Origin of the sequence: Rhodococcus sp. ZPP (genome assembly GCF_017656075.1) — a bacterium.
GTDB lineage: Bacteria > Actinomycetota > Actinomycetes > Mycobacteriales > Mycobacteriaceae > Rhodococcus_F > Rhodococcus_F oxybenzonivorans.
The window spans coordinates 6,368,501-6,387,003 of sequence record NZ_CP058638.1; the positions used below are offsets into that span (position 1 = coordinate 6,368,501).

Genomic DNA, 18,503 nt, shown 5'->3' on the forward strand with positions numbered 1-18,503 from the left:
GACCGCCACCGGCGGGTGCCGATTTTCCGCACAGATTCATGCTTGGCACTCTCGGGTGACGAGTGCTAAATTTCAAGTGCACAGTGATGGTGGATGTCCGCCGCGGTGGCGGGCACCGTTGGAGACGTGGGAGGTGTGTTGCTGTGCTTCGCTTCGACCCCTTCAGTGATCTCGAATCCATGACGAAGAGCATGCTCGGCTCTCCGGTCGGTTCCGCCCGGGTGCCGCGATTCATGCCGATGGATCTGTACAAGGTCGACGACCACTATGTTCTGCACGCCGACCTGCCCGGTGTCGATCCGGGATCGGTCGACGTCAGTGTCGACAACGGGACGCTCACGCTGACGGCTCATCGGAGCGCTCAATCCGAGGAGAACGTGCAGTGGATCGCCTCGGAACGGTTCACCGGTACATTCCGGAGGCAACTTTCGCTCGGCGAAGGTATCGACTCCGAAAAGATTTCGGCGTCGTACGAGAACGGGGTGCTGAGTGTGACCATCCCGGTCGCCGAACGGGCGAAGCCGCGCCGGATCGAAGTATCCAGCCTCGGTGCCGGTGAGCATCGGACGATCGAAGCCGGTCCCGCGGGTGGTGACTCGAGCTGATCGAGCGGCGTGGACGATTGTCCCGGAAGCCCCCTCTCCGAGGGGGCTTCGCCATGTCGTCATCCCCACCAAGGGTGTAAATGACGACACCTTCGGGGGCGAGCGCCACCTCTGAGGGTGCTGGAGGGTTCGGTTGCCGGACGGCAAGGTGGACATCAGTCGAGGAGCGGTAACACTCCACCCGTCCCGAGCGAAGATACCGAGGAGGCCCTCATGTCGAACACCCCGGTTTCATCCGAGCACGATGGTCGCCGGCTCACGGTCCGGACCGAAGACGGGATTCCTCTTGCGGTGCGAGAGTTCGGGTCACCCGATGCGCCGACCACGGTGGTGTTCGTCCACGGGCATTGCCTCCGCACCGAATCCTGGTGGGCGCTGCGCAAGCAGTTGGTCCGCTTCTGGCGCAACGAGGTGCGCATGGTCTTCTACGATCATCGCGGGCACGGCGAGTCCGGAGAAGCCCCTGCGTCGACGTATACCATCGACCAACTCGGTCGCGATCTCGGTTCGGTGCTGAACGCGGTGGCGCCCCGGGGTCCGATCGTTCTCGTCGGACACTCGATGGGCGGAATGACCGCGTTGTCGTATGCGCGGCAGAATCCGCACACGATCGGTTCGCGCATCGTCGGGATGGCCCTGATATCGACCGCCGCATACGATCTCGCCGAGGCGGGCCTCGCCCGCCATCTGCGCAGTCCGGCAGTGTCGTTGCTCTGCAGCGCTGTCCGGCGGGCGCCACGGGTCGTGCACGGATCGAAAAAGCTCGGCCGGACAGTCGGCACTGCACTGGCGAAAGCGGCGGAGGCACGTAATCGGCCCGTCGACCCGCGGCTCGCCGCTCTGGTGGCCGCCATGGTCAACACGACCTCCGTGGTGACGATGTCCAGCTTCCTCGAATCGCTGCTCGGCTTCGACGAGCGTGCCTCCCTCGCGGCTCTCGCGCATATCCCGTCGTTGGTCCTCTGCGGCTCGGTGGACATGCTCACACCGTTCCAGCACTCTGCTGCCATGGCGTCGCTGCTGCCCGCATCGCAATTGGTCAGTGTCGACGGGGCGGGACACTCCGTCATTCTCGAACGTGCGGCCGATGTGGCAGCCGCGATCATCGGGCTGGTCGAGCGGATTGCGCACACCGCGCCCGCCGCCTCCGGCCGTGAACTGATGGCGGTCGGCTGATCAGAGATCGCGTTCGTTGATGATGCCGCTGCGCATCGCCCGCTCCGCCAGGCGAACGCGCTTCTGATTCTGCGGCAGATCCCCGACCCCGAACTTTGCGAACAACGTCCTCAAGTGCGTCTTGATCGCATCGACGCTCAAGAAGAGCTCCTCGGCAATCTGTTGATTCGACGCCGGATTCGCGAAGGCGGCACCGTGCTTGTAGGGCCGGCACAACGCCGTGAGCACGCCGCGCTGCGTCTCCGTGAGAGACCGGACATCGGGCATGTCGGTGCCCATTTGGGTTGCCTCGTCGGGTCCGCCGCCGAACTCTTGATAGCGGATGCGGGTGGCACCGATGCGGATGCTGTCGCCCTGCCGTAGTCGCCGCCGTCCGGCGAGGCGTTCGCCGTTGACGAAGGTGCCGTTACGGGACAGTCCGTCGTCGAGAATGGTCCAGTGCGAGCCCACGCATTCGACCACGGCGTGGAGTCGTGACACCTCATCGTCTTCGGTGAGGGGGAGGTCGGAACCCGGCGATCGTCCGATGGTGACGCGCGGCGATTCGAGGGAGAGGTCCACGGTGTGGTGGTGACCTTCCCGATCGGAATAGCTCAGACGAGATTCAGTGTCTCGGTCCACGGCGACAACCCTTCGGCACGTTCCTATCCTGCCCCGCCGCGGGTGTGCTGAGCAAGATCAAGTGCGGCGGGGTGCTTGCGGTGTCGCCGCATCGACAGCAGCGGGTCAGAAGACGGGCCCGCCGCCGAACGCCGCCCGGTGGGACGGCGGGGTGCGGCCGTTCGTGTCGGTGATTCCGTACTCGCGCGCGAGTTCCGCGGTCACGAAGGTGTGACCGCTGCGGTCGGGAAGGGACGGATCGTCGACGAGCCCGCAGATCACCTGACCGACGAACTGCGGTGACTCGGCGTCCGCGACAGGAAATCCCGCGATGCTGTCGACACCGCTGGCGAGGATCATCTCCGTCCGGACGATCCCCGGCCACAGGGACACCGTCCGCACGTCGTGCGGCGCCAGCTCGACGGCCATGTCACTGGCCATCTTGTCCAGCCCCGCCTTCGACATGCCGTAGAGGACGGAATGAAGGTGGCTCCGGGTGCCGAACGACGAGATGTTGGCGATCAGGCCGCGGCGCCGGGGAACCATCAGCCGGGCAGCCTCCACGGACGCAACGTAGTGGGCCCGCAATCCGACGCCGATGAGGGAGTCCCAGTCGTCGAGCGGACGCTCCCAGAAGGGAGTGCTGAATCCCCCGAACCCTCGCGGACTCGCCCACACGTTGTTGACCAGCAGGTCGAGCCGGCCACCCTGCTCGTCGGCGATGCGCCGGAACAGGGTCCGCACGTCGGCGTCGTTCCGGTGATCGCACGCAACGGCGACTCCGGCGCCGCCGGAGTCGGAGACCGTCTCGGCAGCGGCAACCAGTGGGCTGCCTTCCGGTGCGGGGCCCCGGCCGGTCAGGTACACCGTCCATCCCGCCGCGCCCAGAGCCGTGGCTACACCCTTGCCGACGCCGCGGCTCGCACCGGTGACCAAGGCAACGCGGGCGGTCACTGCACCACCACCGTGTCCGAAGTGAGCGGACGGGTTATCGACCATCTCACGCTGTAGTGGCACCGCGACATTCGCCACTCACCGTTCTCGACCCGATAGTCGTCGTCGTACTCGCCGGAGGACACCGTCTCCGTACCGTGGAGCAGATCGATCTGACGGAAGGCCAGCGTCCACGCGCCGGACGCCTCGGTCTCGCCGTGCAACTCGATGTGGGGATGAAAGCCGTGATGCATGTCGAGGATGACCGGCCGACCGTCCACTTCCCGTAGTGCAATGTCCGTGAACACCTGGGTGATGCGGTCAGCGTCGTCGAACCGGCCCAGGACGCCGAAGTCGATCGACGCGCCCGACGAGACGAAGCAGGCCCGGAACGCGTCCGGGTCCTTTCCGTCACAGGCGCGCCAGTACCGGTACTTCAGCGCCTTGATGGCCTCGACCCTCTCGAGATCGTCCAGACGCCGTTCCATCGAGCGATCGTCCACGCCGTCGTCCTCTCGTTCCACCAGTGGCCTGGCTGAGACGCTAGGCCGAGAACGAGCCGCGTGGGTGTGCGCATCCCGGTGGCCGGGAACCGGGTCGTCGGGGCCTGGGCGCGGTTACGGTTGGCCGGGGAAGACCGCTGTCGTGGGGTCTGTTCCGAGCGCGAGACGCCAGCCCGCTTCCCGGATCGCCGACTCCGTCAGCCCGGCGACACCCAGCGACCGCGTGTCCTCCGTCTCGCCGTGCTCGACGACAGCGCGCCAGGCGATGGCGGTATCGGCCTCTACTCGTGCGGCGAGCTGGGCCGCCGAGACAGGGTCGGTGACCGGGAACGGCAGGGTGTAACCCGCCTCGGCGGCCGGGGCCGTCAACTCTGCGGCCGTCAACGTGTCGACCAGGGCGTCGCGGCGTGCACGGTGGCCAGCGGCGCCGGCAGCCACCTGATCCGCACGAACCGGATTGGAGAATGCAGCAACCACCCCGTAGGCGAATACTGCGGCATGCTCGGCGGCGAGTGCGTCGGCGAGACTCCGCCCCTCGGACTCGGTAGGAGCGGTCACGACAGCACCACCGCCAGGTAGGTGGCGCACGCGGCGCTGATGGACGCCGACAGCCCGGCGCGGTAGCCACTCAGAGTCCGCGCCGAATCAGCTGCACTGCGCTGGGACTCGGCGAGTTCGGCGCGTAGCTGATCCAATGTCGGCGGGGGAACCGGCGCGGTCGGTGCTGCGGACGCGGACGGCGAGGTGGTTGGCGTCGTTCCGTCCGGATAAGTTCCTGCGGCTCGGGCTATTTCGGCATCCAACGCGTCTGCGTGCGCGGTGCGTTGGACGCGGACGAGGTCGAGCGCGGCGCTGCGGTCGGGGAGCAGTGCGATCGCGGCCGCAGCGCCTGCGGCATCACGTCGGGCCAGCTGCGACTGGGCGACGAGGGAATCGACCTCTGCCCGGTCGTTCGTGTCCTCGGTGCACCCCGCCAGTAGGGCGACACCGGTGGCGCCGACGGCGGAGACTGCTGCGAGCCGGAGAGCGGCGCGCCGGGACACGGCCGGGCCGAACGTCGGCGGTCGGGAGGCGGTGGGCGTGAGCACCGGTCCATGGTGCCAGGTCTGGTGGCGAAGCCGGGAATCGGCGAGCGGTGCTGGTCACGGAAGCCTCCGATCGGCGTTACTCTTAGATGCCCGAACCCGTCGGAACGGGTAGCGGTGCCGCGTGCGCCCAGCACGTGACACGGCAGCCCCAGACTTCCGACGAACGACCCGCCCGACGAACGACAACTGAAACGAGGAGCTTTCCCGATGCCGGTTCCATCCAAGGAGAGGGTGACGGAGCTCATCTCCGACCTGGTGCACAGCCAGGGTTACGACTTGGAGGACGTTGCCGTCAACCTTGCGGGCAAGCACAGCGCGGTCCGGATCATGGTGGACAGCGACGCCGGGCTCGAACTCGATGCCGTGGCGCGCCTGAGTCACACGATCTCGGAGGTCTTCGACTCGGTTCCCGACTTCGGGGAGACTCCGTACACGCTCGAGGTCACCTCTCCCGGTATCGACCGGCCGCTCACACACGAGCGGCACTGGCGCCGGGCCCGCGGCCGGAAGGTGCGCATCGACCTTCCGAACGAGACCGTCGTGGGCCGGATCGGTCGGTGGGACGACGACGCAGTCGAGGTGGTGATCGGGTCGCGGTCCGGGCCGGAGGTTCGCCGAGTATCCGTGTCGGACATCGAGAAAGCCATTGTGCAGGTGGAGTTTTCGACGCCCGATCCGCGAGAGTTGGAGCTCGCAGGTGGAATACCCGAGGGTCGGGTGTCGCCGTCCGACTCCGATATATCGGAAGAGGAAGAAGTAGTAGAGGAGTTGGACAAGTGAATATCGACATTGCGGCGTTGCGCGCCATCGAGGCTGACAAAGGCATTTCGATCGAAACCGTCATCTCGACAATCCAGACGGCGCTGCTGACGGCCTATCGGCACACCGAGGGCCACAAGAATCATGCGCGGATCGACGTCGATACGAAAAGCGGCATCGTGCGCGTGATGGCGCACGACGTCGACGCGGACGGCAACATGGTCGGCGAGGAGTGGGACGACACCCCGGAGGGCTTCGGCCGCATCGCGGCGACCACCGCGCGTCAGGTCATCCTCCAGCGCCTGCGCGACGCCGAGCACGAGCGGAGCTTCGGTGAGTACTCCACCCACGAGGGTGAGATCGTCGGCGGTGTCATCCAGCGCGACACGCGGGCGAATTCCCGAGGCATGGTCGTCGTGCGGATCGGCAGCGAGGCCAACGGTGCCGAAGGGCTGATACCGCCCGCCGAGCAGGTTCCCGGCGAGACCTACGAGCACGGCGAGCGTCTCAAGTGCTACGTCGTGGGGGTGTCGCGGGGGCAGCGCGGACCACAGATCACCCTGTCCCGGACACATCCGAATCTCGTCCGGAAGTTGTTCGCGCTCGAGGTTCCGGAGATCGCGGACGGGTCGGTGGAGATCATCGCCGTGGCGCGGGAAGCGGGCCACCGGTCGAAGATCGCCGTCGCGTCGCGCGTCTCGGGACTCAACGCGAAGGGTGCGTGCATCGGCCCGATGGGCCAGCGCGTGCGGAACGTGATGAGTGAACTCGCCGGCGAGAAGATCGACATCATCGACTTCGACGAGGATCCCGCCCGGTTCGTCGGCAACGCGTTGTCGCCGTCGAAGGTGGTGTCCGTCACAGTGGTGGATCCGGATGCGCGCGCGGCGCGAGTCGTCGTCCCCGACTTCCAGCTGTCCCTCGCGATCGGCAAGGAAGGGCAGAATGCCCGTCTGGCTGCGCGCCTGACCGGTTGGCGGATCGACATCCGCAGCGATGCGGCGCCCACCCCGGAGTCGGCCGACGGACCCGCCGCGACCACTCGTTGAGCGTGGAATGCGGAGATCGGGGCGAGTCGGCGGTAGAGTGGTCAATGGTTCAGCATGAGCTCTCGGATTTCACGCGCGCCAGTGCCGGTTCGCCGGTACGGACGTGCATTGGATGTCGAGAGCGCGCGCTGGCTCTCGATCTGCTCAGGGTCGTGGTAAGTGAGAGTGGGCCGCAAGGCCATATACTCGTTCCCGACCCACGACGTAGGCTTCCCGGGCGAGGTGCGTGGCTGCACCCCGATCAGGCTTGCCTGAGTCTCGCGGAGCGACGCCGAGCCTTCGGCAGAGCGCTGCGAGTCACCGGAAGTGTGGATACGTCAGAGATCGAACATTGGGTACGAGCAGAACGCACACGCAGAGCAGTACCTCTCGAACAGAACAGGCACAAGCACTCATGAGCACACCGTGAAGCACCAGCGATGATCGTCCATCGGAGATAACCCGAGGTCGTGCGGGCCCCTCTCAGGGGAGCCTCCTGCTCGACCTCATCAGTGAGGAGAGCAGTGGCAGGCAAGGCCCGCGTGCACGAGTTGGCTAAAGAACTCGGTGTCACAAGTAAAGAACTACTCGCAACGCTCAAGGAGCAGGGCGAGTTCGTGAAGTCGGCGTCCTCCACAGTGGAGGCGCCCGTTGCCCGACGTCTGCGGGAGTCGTTCCCGAAGTCTTCGTCGCCCGATTCAGCGGCACGCCCGGCGGCAAAGCCCGGCGCACCTGCGCCGAGCGCACCGTCGACGACGTCGGCCAAGCCGGGCGGACCCCGTCCCGGCCCCAAGCCGGCAGCTCCGGCTCCGGCAGCACCCGCACCGGCGGCCCCGGCTGCATCAGCTCGCGCAGCTACGCCCGCGGCGCAGGCTCCGGCCGCGCCCGCAGCAGCGGCTCCGGCAGCTCCCAGCAGCAGTGCACCTACAAGCAGTGCACCTACAAGCAGTGCACCGATCAGCAATGCGCCGAAGCCGGGTCGCCCGGCTCCGGCCGAGCCGGCACCCGCTGCGCCGTCGGCTCCGGCCGCCAGTGCGTCCGCAGCTCCGTCCACCGGCGCAAAGCCGGGTGGGCCGCGCCCGGGCCCCAAGCCTCCGCGCGTCGGTAACAACCCGTACTCGTCGGCTCCGGCCGAGCGCCCGGCGCCGCGTCCGGCTCCCGGCGCACCGCGTCCCGGTGCTCCTCGACCCGCTCCGGGCCAGGGCGGTCCTCGTCCGGCTCCGGGTCAGGGTGGACCTCGTCCGGCTCCGGGTCAGGGTGGACCTCGTCCGGCTCCGGGTCAGGGTGGACCTCGTCCGGCTCCGGGTCAGGGCGGACCTCGTCCGGCTCCCGGTCAGGGCGGTCCTCGACCGAGTCCCGGTTCGATGCCTCCGCGTCCGAACCCCGGCGCGATGCCGGCACGCTCGGCTCGTCCCGCACCCGGTGGTGGCCGTCCCGGCCGTCCCGGCGGCGCTCCCGGTGGGCGTCCCGGCGGTGCAGGCGGCGGCGGTGGCTACCGCGGTGGCGGTGCCCCCGGTGCCGGTGCCGGTGCTCCCGGTGGCGGCGCACCCGCAGGTGGTTTCCGCGGCCGTCCCGGTGGCGGTGGACGCCCCGGTCAGCGCGGTGCAGCAGCGGGCGCGTTCGGTCGCCCCGGTGGCGCCCCGCGTCGTGGTCGCAAGTCCAAGCGTCAGAAGCGCCAGGAATACGACTCCATGCAGGCGCCCGCCGTCGGTGGCGTGCGGTTGCCGCGTGGCAACGGCGAGACCATCCGCCTCGCCCGTGGTGCTTCGCTTTCGGACTTCGCGGAGAAGATCGACGCGAACCCGGCCGCCCTCGTGCAGGCACTGTTCAACCTCGGTGAGATGGTGACGGCTACCCAGTCCGTCAACGACGAGACCCTCGAGCTGCTCGGCGGCGAGATGAACTACGTCGTCCAGGTCGTCAGCCCGGAGGACGAGGACCGTGAGCTGCTCGACAGCTTCGACCTCACCTACGGTGAAGACGAAGGCGGCGAAGAGGACCTCATGTCCCGTCCGCCGGTGGTCACCGTCATGGGCCACGTCGACCACGGTAAGACCCGCCTGCTCGACACGATCCGTAAGGCCAATGTCCGTGAGGGCGAGGCCGGCGGTATCACGCAGCACATCGGTGCCTACCAGGTGCTCACCGAGCTCGACGGCAACGAGCGTCTCGTGACGTTCATCGACACCCCCGGTCACGAGGCCTTCACGGCCATGCGTGCTCGCGGTGCCAAGGCCACCGACCTCGCGATCCTGGTCGTCGCCGCCGACGACGGCGTCATGCCGCAGACGGTGGAAGCGATCAACCACGCCCAGGCGGCCGACGTGCCGATCGTGGTCGCGGTGAACAAGATCGACAAGGAAGGCGCGAACCCGGACAAGATCCGGCAGCAGCTCACCGAGTACGGGCTGGTGGCCGAGGAATACGGCGGAGACACCATGTTCGTCGACATCTCGGCGAAGCAGGGCACCAACATCGATGCACTGCTCGACGCCGTGCTGTTGACGGCGGACGCTGCCCTCGACCTGCGGGCCAACCCGGATATGGACGCACAGGGTGTCGCCATCGAGGCGCACCTCGACCGTGGACGCGGACCCGTCGCGACCGTGCTCATCCAGCGTGGAACGTTGCGGGTCGGTGACTCGATCGTCGCCGGCGACGCCTACGGCCGTGTGCGCCGGATGGTCGACGAGCACGGCGAGGACGTACTCGAGGCAATGCCCTCGCGTCCCGTGCAGGTGGTCGGTTTCACATCGGTCCCCGGTGCAGGCGACAACCTGCTCGTGGTCGACGAGGACCGCATCGCCCGTCAGATCGCCGACCGGCGCAATGCGCGTAAGCGCAACGCTCTGGCCGCGAAGAGCCGCAAGCGGATCAGCCTCGAGGACCTCGATTCGGCCCTCAAGGAGACGTCGCAGCTCAACCTCATCCTCAAGGGTGACAACTCCGGAACCGTGGAGGCCCTCGAGGAGGCGCTGCACGGCATCCAGATCGACGACGAGGTGCAGTTGCGCGTCATCGACCGTGGTGTCGGTGGCGTCACCGAGACGAACGTCAACCTGGCCGCTGCGTCGAACGCGATCATCATCGGGTTCAACGTCCGCGCCGAGGGCAAGGCGACCGAGTTGGCGAACCGCGAGGGCGTCGACATCCGGTACTACTCGGTGATCTACCAGGCAATCGACGAGGTCGAGAAGGCCCTCAAGGGCATGCTCAAGCCGATCTACGAAGAGGTCGAGCTGGGCAAGGCGGAGATCCGCGCGATGTTCCGCTCGTCCAAGGTCGGCAACATTGCCGGTTGCCTCGTCACCTCGGGTAGCATCCGTCGCAATGCAAAGGCCCGGCTGCTGCGTGACAACACGGTTGTCGCCGAGACCGTCACCATCTCTTCGCTGAAGCGGGAGAAGGACGACGTCGTCGAGGTACGCGAGGGTTACGAGTGCGGTTTGACGGTCACCTACACCGACATCAAGGTCGGTGACGTCATCGAGGCCTACGAGCTTCGGGAAAAGCCGCGTGACTGATCTCCCTTTTCGAGTGGGGTGACGTAGCAGCGTTATCCGACGTGCGCTTCTCCGGCCGACTGGTTCGGCCGAGAAGCGCACGTCTCCCCGAAGGAGGAAAGTTGTACGTCGGTGCGCTCGAGCTCGACATCTTGCTCGGTGACGTGCGATCTCTGAAAGAGAAGCGTGCAATGGTCAAACCGGTTCTCGCGGAGCTGCGTCGCTACGGTGTGTCCGCCGCGGAAACCGGCGAACAAGATCGGTACCGCCGGTCGATGCTGGGCGTCACCATGGCGAGCTCGGCCGTCGATCACGTACACGAAGTGCTCGACACCTGCGAGCGGCATGTTGCAGATCTGCCGGAGCTGCAACTACTCGCCGTGCGGCGGAGAATTTTCGGGCCCGAGGACTGACTCGGTATGCCCTGCCCGGCGGGTCGTCACGACGCCCCGGCGTGCAGAATGAGAAAGACAGAGCAAAAGTAGGACCACAACTTATCGAGCGGCCAGGGAGAGGAGTCTGATTGTCATGGTGGATCCCGCCCGGGCACGCAAGCTCGCCAAGCGCATCGGCACCATTGTTGCGACGGCAATCGATCACGAAATCAAGGACCCCCGCCTGGCGTTCGTGACCATCACCGACACCAAGGTGACGGCCGACCTCCACGACGCGACCGTGTACTACACCGTGATGGGCGCCGACCTCGAGTCGGAACCTGATCTCGCTGCTGCGGCCGCAGGCCTGGAGAAGGCCAAGGGTGTTCTGCGCTCCAAGGTCGGTGCCGGCACCGGCGTGAGATTCACGCCGACGCTCACGTTCGTCGCGGACACCGTGCCGGACACCGCCCGTCATATGGAAGAACTCCTCGCCCGCGCTCGTGCCGCGGACGACGAGGTCGCCCGTGTCGCTGCCGCGGCGTCCCCGGCCGGAGACCCGGACCCGTACAAGGAGCCACGAACCGAGGACTCGGACGACGTGGATGTCGACGAGCCGTCCGGTTCCCGCCAGGCGGACTGACGCCGACGACATGACCCACACTCAGGAGACGTCCCTGTCTGATCTCGACCGCCAAGAGGTGTATCTGCCGCAGGCGGTCGCCGTCCTCGAGAACGCGACGTCGGTGACGGTTCTGTGTCACGTTCAGCCCGATGCCGACACCATCGGCAGCGGCCTTGCGCTCGGGTTGGTACTCGAGCGCAAAGGTATCCCGGTGCAGGTGGCGTTCGCTGCTCCGGACGAACTGCCCGAGTCGATGCGCGAACTGCCCGGCACCCACCTGCTGGTGCCGGCGGATCAGGTGCATCGAAACGTCGATCTGCTGGTCACCGTCGACTGCGGCAGCGCAGGGCGGCTCGGCACGCTCGCGGGCCGCCTCCATGATGCGGCGGAGACGCTCGTCATCGACCACCATCGGTCCAACACCCGGTTCGGACGGATGAACCTCGTGGACGAGTCGGCGGAATCGACCACTGCAGTCCTGGCTCAGATGTTCGACCTGTGGGGCGTGGAGATCGACGCCGACCTCGCGCACTGCCTCTACGCCGGCCTCGTGACCGACACCGGTTCGTTCCGCTGGGTCCAGCCCGGCACCCACACCCTCGCCGAGCGGCTACTCGCGACCGGTATAGACGGTGCCCGGATCGCCAGGCGACTGCTCGACACCCATCCCTTCGGCTGGCTGCCGATGCTGTCCACAGTGCTGGGATCAGCCACATTCGTTCCCGGCGCCGCAGGCGGCCGTGGTCTGGTCTATGCCGTCATCCGACAGGCCGATGTGCGGGGTCTGCGCTCCGAAGAAATCGAAAGCGTCATCGATATCGTCCGCACCACCTCGGAGGCCGAGGTCGCCGCGGTCCTGAAAGAGGCCGCAGACGGCACCTGGTCGGTCTCACTGCGCTCCAAGTCCGACGTGGACGTCTCGCTCGTCGCCGGATACCTCGGCGGCGGCGGCCACCGGTTCGCGGCCGGGTACACCGCAGTCACCTCCGTCGACGAGATCGTGGCGTCACTCGTCGATTCGCTCGGCTGAGGTTCGGGTCTGTTGGCGGAAGTCTCGGAGAGCACGGGCGATGTAACGGCTGGGACGAAGGTTTCGGGCGATGTAGCTGCCCGCACGGTGTTCGGTCTTGCACTCCCGGCACTGGGGGTGCTTGCCGCGGAACCGATCTATCTGCTGTTCGACATCGCTGTCGTCGGACGGCTCGGTGCGCTGGCACTCGCGGGTCTTGCGGTCGGCGGACTGATCCTGGCGCAGGTCAGCACCCAGCTGACGTTTCTGTCTTACGGGACCACGGCCCGCGCTTCGCGGATGCACGGTGCCGGCGACGAGCGTGGTGCCGTCCGCGAGGGGGTGCAGGCGACGTGGCTGGCGCTCATCATCGGCGTGATGGTGGCCGCGCTCGTTCAACTGCTGGCCGGTCCCGTGACTTCGGCGATCGCCGGTGGCTCCGACATCGCGCACGCGGCGGCGAGTTGGTTGCGCATCGCCGTGTTCGGCGCCCCGTTGATCCTGATCGCGATGGCCGGCAATGGCTGGATGCGCGGCATGCAGAACACCGTGCGGCCCTTACGGTTCGTGATCGCGGGCCTCGTCGTGTCGGCGATCGCATGTCCGCTGCTCGTACACGGACTGTGGGGTGTCCCGCGCCTCGGACTCGAGGGTTCGGCCGTGGCGAATGTGATCGGCCAGGCGGTGTCGGCCAGTCTCTTCGTCGGTGCGCTGGTATTCGAACGAGTGCCGCTGCGTCCGCAGTGGGGCGTGATGCGGGCTCAGATGATCCTCGGCCGGGACCTGATCCTCCGGAGTCTGGCGTTCCAGGCGTGTTTCCTCTCGGCAGCCGCAGTCGCATCACGGTTCGGGGCCGCAGCTGTCGCCGCACATCAGGTGGTCCTGCAGTTGTGGAATCTGGTCGCACTCACCCTGGATTCCCTCGCGATCGCCGCACAGGCCTTGGTGGGTGCCGCATTGGGCGCGGGGCACGCCCGCGGGGCCACCCGCCTGTCGTGGCGTATCACGCGGTGGTCCACGCTCTTCGCGTCGGCGTTGGCGCTCATGTTCGCGCTCGGTCACAGTGTCGTACCCCGCCTGTTCACCTCCGATACTGCGGTGCTGGACGACATGGCGGTGGTGTGGTGGTTCTTCGTTGCCATCATTCCCGTGGCCGGAGTGGTCTTCGCTCTCGACGGCGTGCTTCTCGGGGCGGGAGATGTCGTGTTTCTCCGGAATGCCACCCTGGCCTGTGCGTTGGTCGGCTTTCTGCCCTTGATCTGGCTGTCGATGCTCCGCGACTGGGGTCTGGCGGGAATCTGGACGGGGTTGACCGTGTTCATAGTGCTTCGGATGCTCGCGGTTGTCTGGCGCGTCGGCACCGGCCGCTGGGCGGTGACCGGTGCCGACCTTCAGGTCCGGCGCCCCGAGTCCTGACGCGGAGTGAAACGCGAACCGGTGCAACGAGCGATCGACAAGGAAACACGATCGGGAAGGGGAGTGGACGTGGCAGCCAAGTTGATGGCGGTGAGCGACACCCATGTCGGACACCGGGGAAATCGCCCGATCACCGAGGAGATCTACCCGGATTCCCCGGAGGACTGGCTGATCGTCGCGGGTGACGTCTCCGAGAAGACTGACGACATTCGCTGGGCCCTGAAGCTGCTTCGGAGCAGATTCGCCAAGGTCATCTGGGTGCCCGGCAATCACGAGCTGTGGACGACGGCCAAGGATCCGGTCCAGATGCACGGTGTCGCGCGCTACGACTACCTGGTCACGATGTGCCGCGAGATCGACGTCATCACTCCCGAGGATCCGTTCCCGGTGTGGGAGGCAGAGGACGGCCCGGTCACGCTGGTTCCGATGTTCCTTCTCTACGACTACACGTTTCTGCCCGCCGGAGCGGCCAACAAGGAGGAGGGCCTCGCGATCGCGCGGGAGAAGAACGTGGTGGCGACGGACGAGTTCCTGTTGTCGAGCGAGCCGTACGGCACCCGGGATGCGTGGTGCCGTCACCGCGTGGAGACGACGAAGGAGCGCCTCGATGCGCTGCCCGCCGGCACCCGGACGGTGCTGATCAACCACTTTCCCCTCGTGCGTGAGCCGACCCAGGTGCTGTGGTACCCGGAATTCTCGTTGTGGTGCGGCACCGAGATGACGGCGGACTGGCATACCCGGTACAACGCTGTCTGTGCGGTGTACGGGCACTTGCACATTCCACGTACCACCTACTACGACGGCGTGCGGTTCGAAGAGGTCTCTCTCGGCTATCCGAGGGAGTGGCAGCGGCGTGGCCTTCCGGAGAAACTGCTCCGCCAGATCATGCCGGTGCCGGAGTATCCGCCGGGGACGCTCAACAAGTGGGGCGGTCATTTCAAGGTGACTCCCGAGCAGGAGGCGGAAGTGGAGAAGATGCGGGCGAGGGGGACTTTGTGATCGAGAGGATCCTGCCCTCTGGTGTGGCGTCTGCCGAACTCTTCGAAGACCCGCCGGGTTTGCGTCCGCATCCGCAGGAGGAGGCGCTGATCGGGCGGGCGGTGGAGAAACGTCGCCGCGAATTCACGAGCGCCCGGCATTGCGCGCGACTGGCCATGGCGAAGCTGGGTGTGGACCCTGCCCCGATTCTCCGGGGAGAGAAAGGCGCGCCGGTGTGGCCTCGCGGCGTCGTCGGAAGTCTGACGCACTGTGACGGCTACCGCGGCGCTGTGCTCGGGTACGCGATGCAGGTGCGGTCCGTCGGAATCGACGCCGAGCCGCATGAGGCTCTGCCCGAGGGTGTGCTCGACGCGGTGAGCCTCGAAGTGGAACGGAAGTGGCTGTCGGGGACGGACGACTCGGTGCACTGGGACCGGCTGCTGTTCTGTGCCAAGGAGGCGACGTACAAGGCATGGTTCCCGCTCACCGGGAGATGGCTGGGTTTCGAGGACGCACACATCACCTTCGAGGCCGCGGACGGCGGCACGGGCACCTTTCATTCAAATCTGCTCATCTCGGGGGAGACCCTCGACGGGCCGCCGCTGGCGTCGTTCGACGGACGCTGGATGGTGTCGGACGGCCTCATCATCACGACAATTGCGGTGCAGTGAGAGTGCCGATTGCCGGGCTGGCAGAATCGGAACACGTGCCTGCGCGTGGAAAGCCTTCGTCCGGTCTCGTCGGTGCCGGTCTGCTCATCGTCGACAAAGACGCCGGGATCACCAGCCACGATGTCGTTGCGCGGTGCCGCAAGCTCCTCGGTACCCGGAAGGTCGGGCATGCGGGCACTTTGGATCCCATGGCGACGGGCGTCCTCGTCCTCGGCGTGGAGCGGGCCACGAAGATGCTCGGGCTTCTGGCGTTGACCACGAAGGCGTACACCGCGACTATTCGGTTGGGGCAGTCGACCGCCACCGACGACGCCGAGGGCGAGACTCTGGCGTCGGCCGATGCTTCTGCTGTGCGAGACGAGGAGATCGCCGCGCACGTGGCGCTCCTCACGGGCGAGATTTCGCAAGTTCCTGCGAGCGTCAGTGCCATCAAGGTCGACGGGCAACGCGCCCATGCCCGGATTCGTGCGGGCGAGGAAGTGGAACTGGCGGCGCGCTCGGTGACGGTGTCCCGCTTCGACGTGGTCGCGCGACGCGACGAGGGCACGTTCGTCGATCTGGATGTCGAGGTGGAATGTTCGTCCGGCACCTACATTCGTTCTCTCGCCCGCGATCTCGGCGCCGCGCTCGGGGTGGGCGGTCATCTGACAAGGTTGCGGCGAACGCGAGTCGGGCCCTTCACACTGGACCATGCCCGCACCCTCGAACAGTTGGCCGAGGAGCCGGCGGTCAGCCTCGACATCGACGCGGCAGCGCAGACCGCGTTCCCGCATCGACTCGTCGATGCTGCGGAGGCCGAGTCGATCAGTCAGGGCCGGTGGCTCGAGCCGATCGGAATCAAGGGTGTGTACGCCGCCATCGACCCGGGCGGCTCCACCATCGCACTGCTGCAGGAGCGCGGCAAGCGTGCCAGTTCGGTGATGGTCGTTCGTCCGGCGACGCTGAGATAGCTCACACCAGCCAGATGGCCTGGGCCGCCGGGTTGCCCAGTTCGACGGAGTCCGGACCGGCGTCGAGCCGCACCGACACCGTCCCCGCGTAGTCGCGTCGCTCGAGCACTGTCACTTCGACATCCAGTGCTACTCCAACCGAATCGAAATAGCGCAGCATGGCCGGGTCCGAGTCGGAGATCCGCGCGATCCGGCCGCTTTCGCCGTTCGCGAAGTGACTCAGCTGGCGGGCCGGGGGTGTCGGAACCGAACCGTCGACCGAGGGGATGGGGTCACCGTGGGGATCCCGCTCCGGGTGTCCCAGCTTGGCGTCCATCCGGTTGATCATGAGGTCGGACACGGCGTGCTCGAGTATTTCCGCTTCGTCGTGGACTTCGTCCCAGCCGTACCCCAGTTCGCGCACCAGATACGTTTCGATGAGCCGGTGGCGACGGACCATTCCGATGGCGGCCACCCTGCCCGCCTCAGTGAGTGCGATGGAACCGTAGCGGGCGTGATCGACCAGCCCCTGATCAGACAGCTTCCTGATGGCCTCCGACACGGTGGACGCCGACACGCCGATCTTCTCGGACAACAACTTGGTGGACACCCGCTCCTGCGACCACTCCCCGGTCGTCCAGATGACCTTGAGGTAGTCCTGCGCCACAGCCGACAAGGAGCCGGTCTCCGATGCCGTGTCCTCGGTCGCGATCTGGTCATTTTTGTTTCCGGCCACGCCCCGAGCTTAGGCAAGTCTTACCGGACAGACACATCGACACACCTCGAAGGGGGACTCGCGGGGGAAGAACGGCGAGGTGACGGCACGTCCGCCTACACGATCCAGGAGGACCGGCCGGTCCGGAGATGAACATCGGCGCGCCGCACCGTAGGCTGCCAGTCGTGCTGAGATGGCGTGGTCTCGACGAGGTTCCTGCCGACTGGGGTCGTTGTGTACTCACGATCGGCGTATTCGATGGCGTGCACCGAGGTCACGCCCAACTGATCAGCCGGGCGGTATCGGCTGCACGCAAGCGTGGAATACCCAGCGTGCTCATGACTTTCGACCCACATCCCATGGAAGTGGTTCGCCCGGGCAGTCATCCCGCCCAGTTGACGACGCTGGCCCGCCGCGCCGAACTCGCGGAAGACCTCGGGATCGACGTGTTCTGCGTCATGCCGTTCACCGCCGAATTCATGAAGCTGACGCCGGAGCGGTATGCCCACGAAATTCTCGTGGAGCGTCTGCACGTGGCCGAGGTCGTCGTCGGTGAGAACTTCACCTTCGGCAAGAAGGCCGCCGGCAACGTCGACCTGCTGCGTCAGATCGGCGACCGGTTCGGGTTCGCGGTCGACGGCGTCACGCTGCTCGCCGAGCACGCCGTCACCTTCTCCTCCACCTACATCCGTTCGTGCGTGGATGCCGGTGACATGGCCGCCGCGACGGAGGCCCTGGGCAGGCCCCACCGGGTAGAGGGTGTAGTCGTCCACGGGGACGGTCGCGGGCGTCAGCTCGGTTATCCGACGGCCAATGTCGCGCCTCCGATGTACGCAGCCATCCCCGCGGACGGGGTCTACGCGGCCTGGTTCACCGTGCTCGGGCACGGCGTCGATCTGGGTACGGTCACCTCGGGGGAGCGCTACATGGCGGCCGTGTCGGTCGGCACCAACCCCACGTTCTCGGGCCGCACCCGCACGGTGGAGGCCTTCGTTCTCGATCGTGAGGCCGACCTCTACGGCCAGCACGTCGCCGTCGACCTGGTCGAGCGGTTGCGCGGGATGGAAAAATTCGACTCCGTCGACGATTTGATCGTCGCGATGGGGAGCGACGCGGAGCGGTCGCGCGAAATCCTGTCCGCCTCGGACGGCGCAACGTAATCGAGCCGCATTTCAGCTGGTAAAGTAGTCCGCTGGCGTGCGCTGCGGTTCGCGGTGGCCGCGTCGAATATCGATCCTTTCACGCGAACGTCATTACCAGGAGTGAAAACAGTGGCATTGACCACCGAACAGAAAAAGCAGGTTCTGGGCGAGTACGGCCTGCACGAGACCGACACCGGTTCGCCGGAGGCGCAGGTGGCCATGCTCACCAAGCGCATCGTCGATCTCACCGAACACCTCAAGACGCACAAGCACGACCACCACTCCCGCCGCGGCCTGTTGCTGCTGGTCGGACGCCGTCGTCGTCTGCTCAAGTATGTCCAGAAGGTCGACATCGAGCGTTACCGCTCGCTGATCGAGCGTCTCGGCCTGCGTCGCTGAGTTTCGTGGCACGGCGATCATTCGATCGCCAATCACTCCGGTAGCCGGCG

General features: G+C 66.7%; 21 protein-coding genes. 15 read left to right on the forward strand and 6 right to left on the reverse strand.

Features of this window, described 5'->3' with window-relative positions; all coding sequences use genetic code 11:
* Positions 1-143: 143 nt before the first annotated feature.
* The gene (locus HYG77_RS29340) at positions 144-605 is read left to right on the forward strand and encodes an Hsp20/alpha crystallin family protein (protein WP_109330849.1); all 462 of its coding nucleotides are present in this window, start codon (positions 144-146) and stop codon (positions 603-605) included.
* Positions 606-818: 213 nt separating this feature from the next.
* Positions 819-1,781, forward strand: a complete 963-nt coding sequence (locus HYG77_RS29345) for an alpha/beta hydrolase (protein WP_208961358.1) — start codon at positions 819-821, stop codon at positions 1,779-1,781.
* Here the strand turns inward: HYG77_RS29345 and HYG77_RS29350 are convergent, their stop codons facing one another.
* From HYG77_RS29350 to HYG77_RS29370, 5 genes are all read right to left on the reverse strand, one after another.
* Positions 1,782-2,402, reverse strand: a complete 621-nt coding sequence (locus tag HYG77_RS29350) for an FHA domain-containing protein (protein ID WP_109330845.1) — start codon at positions 2,400-2,402, stop codon at positions 1,782-1,784.
* Between the two features lie 105 nt (positions 2,403-2,507).
* A complete protein-coding gene (locus HYG77_RS29355; RefSeq protein ID WP_208961359.1) occupies positions 2,508-3,335 on the reverse strand; it encodes an SDR family NAD(P)-dependent oxidoreductase in 828 nt (275 codons plus the stop codon).
* The gene (locus tag HYG77_RS29360; RefSeq protein ID WP_109330841.1) at positions 3,332-3,817 is read right to left on the reverse strand and encodes a nuclear transport factor 2 family protein; all 486 of its coding nucleotides are present in this window, start codon (positions 3,815-3,817) and stop codon (positions 3,332-3,334) included. Before HYG77_RS29360 ends, HYG77_RS29355 begins: the two co-directional genes overlap by 4 nt.
* Positions 3,818-3,931: 114 nt before the next feature.
* The gene (locus HYG77_RS29365) at positions 3,932-4,375 is read right to left on the reverse strand and encodes a ferritin-like domain-containing protein (protein WP_109330839.1); all 444 of its coding nucleotides are present in this window, start codon (positions 4,373-4,375) and stop codon (positions 3,932-3,934) included.
* On the reverse strand, positions 4,372-4,905 hold the full coding sequence (locus HYG77_RS29370; protein ID WP_109330837.1) for a hypothetical protein: 534 nt from the start codon (positions 4,903-4,905) through the stop codon (positions 4,372-4,374). The genes HYG77_RS29365 and HYG77_RS29370 overlap by 4 nt, the downstream gene beginning before the upstream one ends.
* Before the next feature lie 207 nt (positions 4,906-5,112).
* On the opposite strand from HYG77_RS29370, the gene rimP reads away from it, so the two are divergent.
* From rimP to truB, 11 genes are all read left to right on the forward strand, one after another.
* Positions 5,113-5,685: a ribosome maturation factor RimP gene (gene rimP / locus HYG77_RS29375; RefSeq protein WP_208961360.1), complete on the forward strand. Its 573-nt coding sequence runs from the start codon at positions 5,113-5,115 to the stop codon at positions 5,683-5,685.
* Positions 5,682-6,713, forward strand: a complete 1,032-nt coding sequence (gene nusA / locus HYG77_RS29380) for a transcription termination factor NusA (protein WP_109330833.1) — start codon at positions 5,682-5,684, stop codon at positions 6,711-6,713. The genes rimP and nusA overlap by 4 nt, the downstream gene beginning before the upstream one ends.
* A gap of 44 nt (positions 6,714-6,757) precedes the next feature.
* On the forward strand, positions 6,758-7,111 hold the full coding sequence (locus HYG77_RS29385; RefSeq protein ID WP_208961361.1) for a YlxR family protein: 354 nt from the start codon (positions 6,758-6,760) through the stop codon (positions 7,109-7,111).
* A gap of 105 nt (positions 7,112-7,216) precedes the next feature.
* Positions 7,217-10,216, forward strand: coding sequence for a translation initiation factor IF-2 (gene infB / locus HYG77_RS29390; protein WP_208961362.1), 3,000 nt, complete (start codon positions 7,217-7,219; stop codon positions 10,214-10,216).
* 101 nt (positions 10,217-10,317) lie between these two features.
* Positions 10,318-10,608, forward strand: coding sequence for a DUF503 domain-containing protein (locus tag HYG77_RS29395; protein WP_109330827.1), 291 nt, complete (start codon positions 10,318-10,320; stop codon positions 10,606-10,608).
* A 115-nt stretch (positions 10,609-10,723) separates the two neighbouring features.
* Positions 10,724-11,212 (forward strand): 30S ribosome-binding factor RbfA, encoded by a 489-nt coding sequence (gene rbfA, locus HYG77_RS29400; protein WP_109330825.1) that lies wholly within the window; start codon positions 10,724-10,726, stop codon positions 11,210-11,212.
* Positions 11,213-11,222: 10 nt separating this feature from the next.
* Positions 11,223-12,224 carry a bifunctional oligoribonuclease/PAP phosphatase NrnA gene (locus HYG77_RS29405; RefSeq protein WP_109335171.1) on the forward strand — a complete coding sequence of 334 codons (1,002 nt, stop codon included), beginning with the start codon at positions 11,223-11,225 and terminating at the stop codon, positions 12,222-12,224.
* An 87-nt stretch (positions 12,225-12,311) separates the two neighbouring features.
* Positions 12,312-13,619, forward strand: a complete 1,308-nt coding sequence (locus HYG77_RS29410) for an MATE family efflux transporter (protein WP_208963564.1) — start codon at positions 12,312-12,314, stop codon at positions 13,617-13,619.
* A 69-nt stretch (positions 13,620-13,688) separates the two neighbouring features.
* Positions 13,689-14,618 carry a metallophosphoesterase gene (locus tag HYG77_RS29415; protein WP_109335170.1) on the forward strand — a complete coding sequence of 310 codons (930 nt, stop codon included), beginning with the start codon at positions 13,689-13,691 and terminating at the stop codon, positions 14,616-14,618.
* Positions 14,615-15,268 carry a 4'-phosphopantetheinyl transferase Npt gene (gene npt, locus HYG77_RS29420; RefSeq protein ID WP_109330821.1) on the forward strand — a complete coding sequence of 218 codons (654 nt, stop codon included), beginning with the start codon at positions 14,615-14,617 and terminating at the stop codon, positions 15,266-15,268. The genes HYG77_RS29415 and npt overlap by 4 nt, the downstream gene beginning before the upstream one ends.
* Before the next feature lie 35 nt (positions 15,269-15,303).
* Positions 15,304-16,218: a tRNA pseudouridine(55) synthase TruB gene (truB, locus tag HYG77_RS29425; protein ID WP_208961363.1), complete on the forward strand. Its 915-nt coding sequence runs from the start codon at positions 15,304-15,306 to the stop codon at positions 16,216-16,218.
* 1 nt (position 16,219) lies between these two features.
* Here the strand turns inward: truB and HYG77_RS29430 are convergent, their stop codons facing one another.
* Positions 16,220-16,933 carry a metal-dependent transcriptional regulator gene (locus HYG77_RS29430; RefSeq protein WP_109330819.1) on the reverse strand — a complete coding sequence of 238 codons (714 nt, stop codon included), beginning with the start codon at positions 16,931-16,933 and terminating at the stop codon, positions 16,220-16,222.
* 164 nt (positions 16,934-17,097) lie between these two features.
* Between HYG77_RS29430 and HYG77_RS29435 the strand changes: the two genes are divergently transcribed.
* Both HYG77_RS29435 and rpsO read left to right on the forward strand, forming a co-directional pair.
* Positions 17,098-18,072, forward strand: coding sequence for a bifunctional riboflavin kinase/FAD synthetase (locus HYG77_RS29435; protein ID WP_208961364.1), 975 nt, complete (start codon positions 17,098-17,100; stop codon positions 18,070-18,072).
* Between the two features lie 111 nt (positions 18,073-18,183).
* Positions 18,184-18,453 (forward strand): 30S ribosomal protein S15, encoded by a 270-nt coding sequence (rpsO, locus tag HYG77_RS29440; RefSeq protein ID WP_109330815.1) that lies wholly within the window; start codon positions 18,184-18,186, stop codon positions 18,451-18,453.
* Positions 18,454-18,503: the final 50 nt, after the last annotated feature.

Excerpts from the sequence above, each read along its gene's own strand:
- HYG77_RS29345 (WP_208961358.1), top strand. The coding sequence starts at position 819 with ATGTCGAACACCCCGGTTTCATCCGAGCACGATGGTCGCCGGCTCACG.
- rimP (WP_208961360.1), top strand. The coding sequence starts at position 5,113 with ATGCCGGTTCCATCCAAGGAGAGGGTGACGGAGCTCATCTCCGACCTG.
- HYG77_RS29385 (WP_208961361.1), top strand. The coding sequence starts at position 6,758 with ATGGTTCAGCATGAGCTCTCGGATTTCACGCGCGCCAGTGCCGGTTCG.
- rbfA (WP_109330825.1), top strand. The coding sequence starts at position 10,724 with ATGGTGGATCCCGCCCGGGCACGCAAGCTCGCCAAGCGCATCGGCACC.
- HYG77_RS29405 (WP_109335171.1), top strand. The coding sequence starts at position 11,223 with ATGACCCACACTCAGGAGACGTCCCTGTCTGATCTCGACCGCCAAGAG.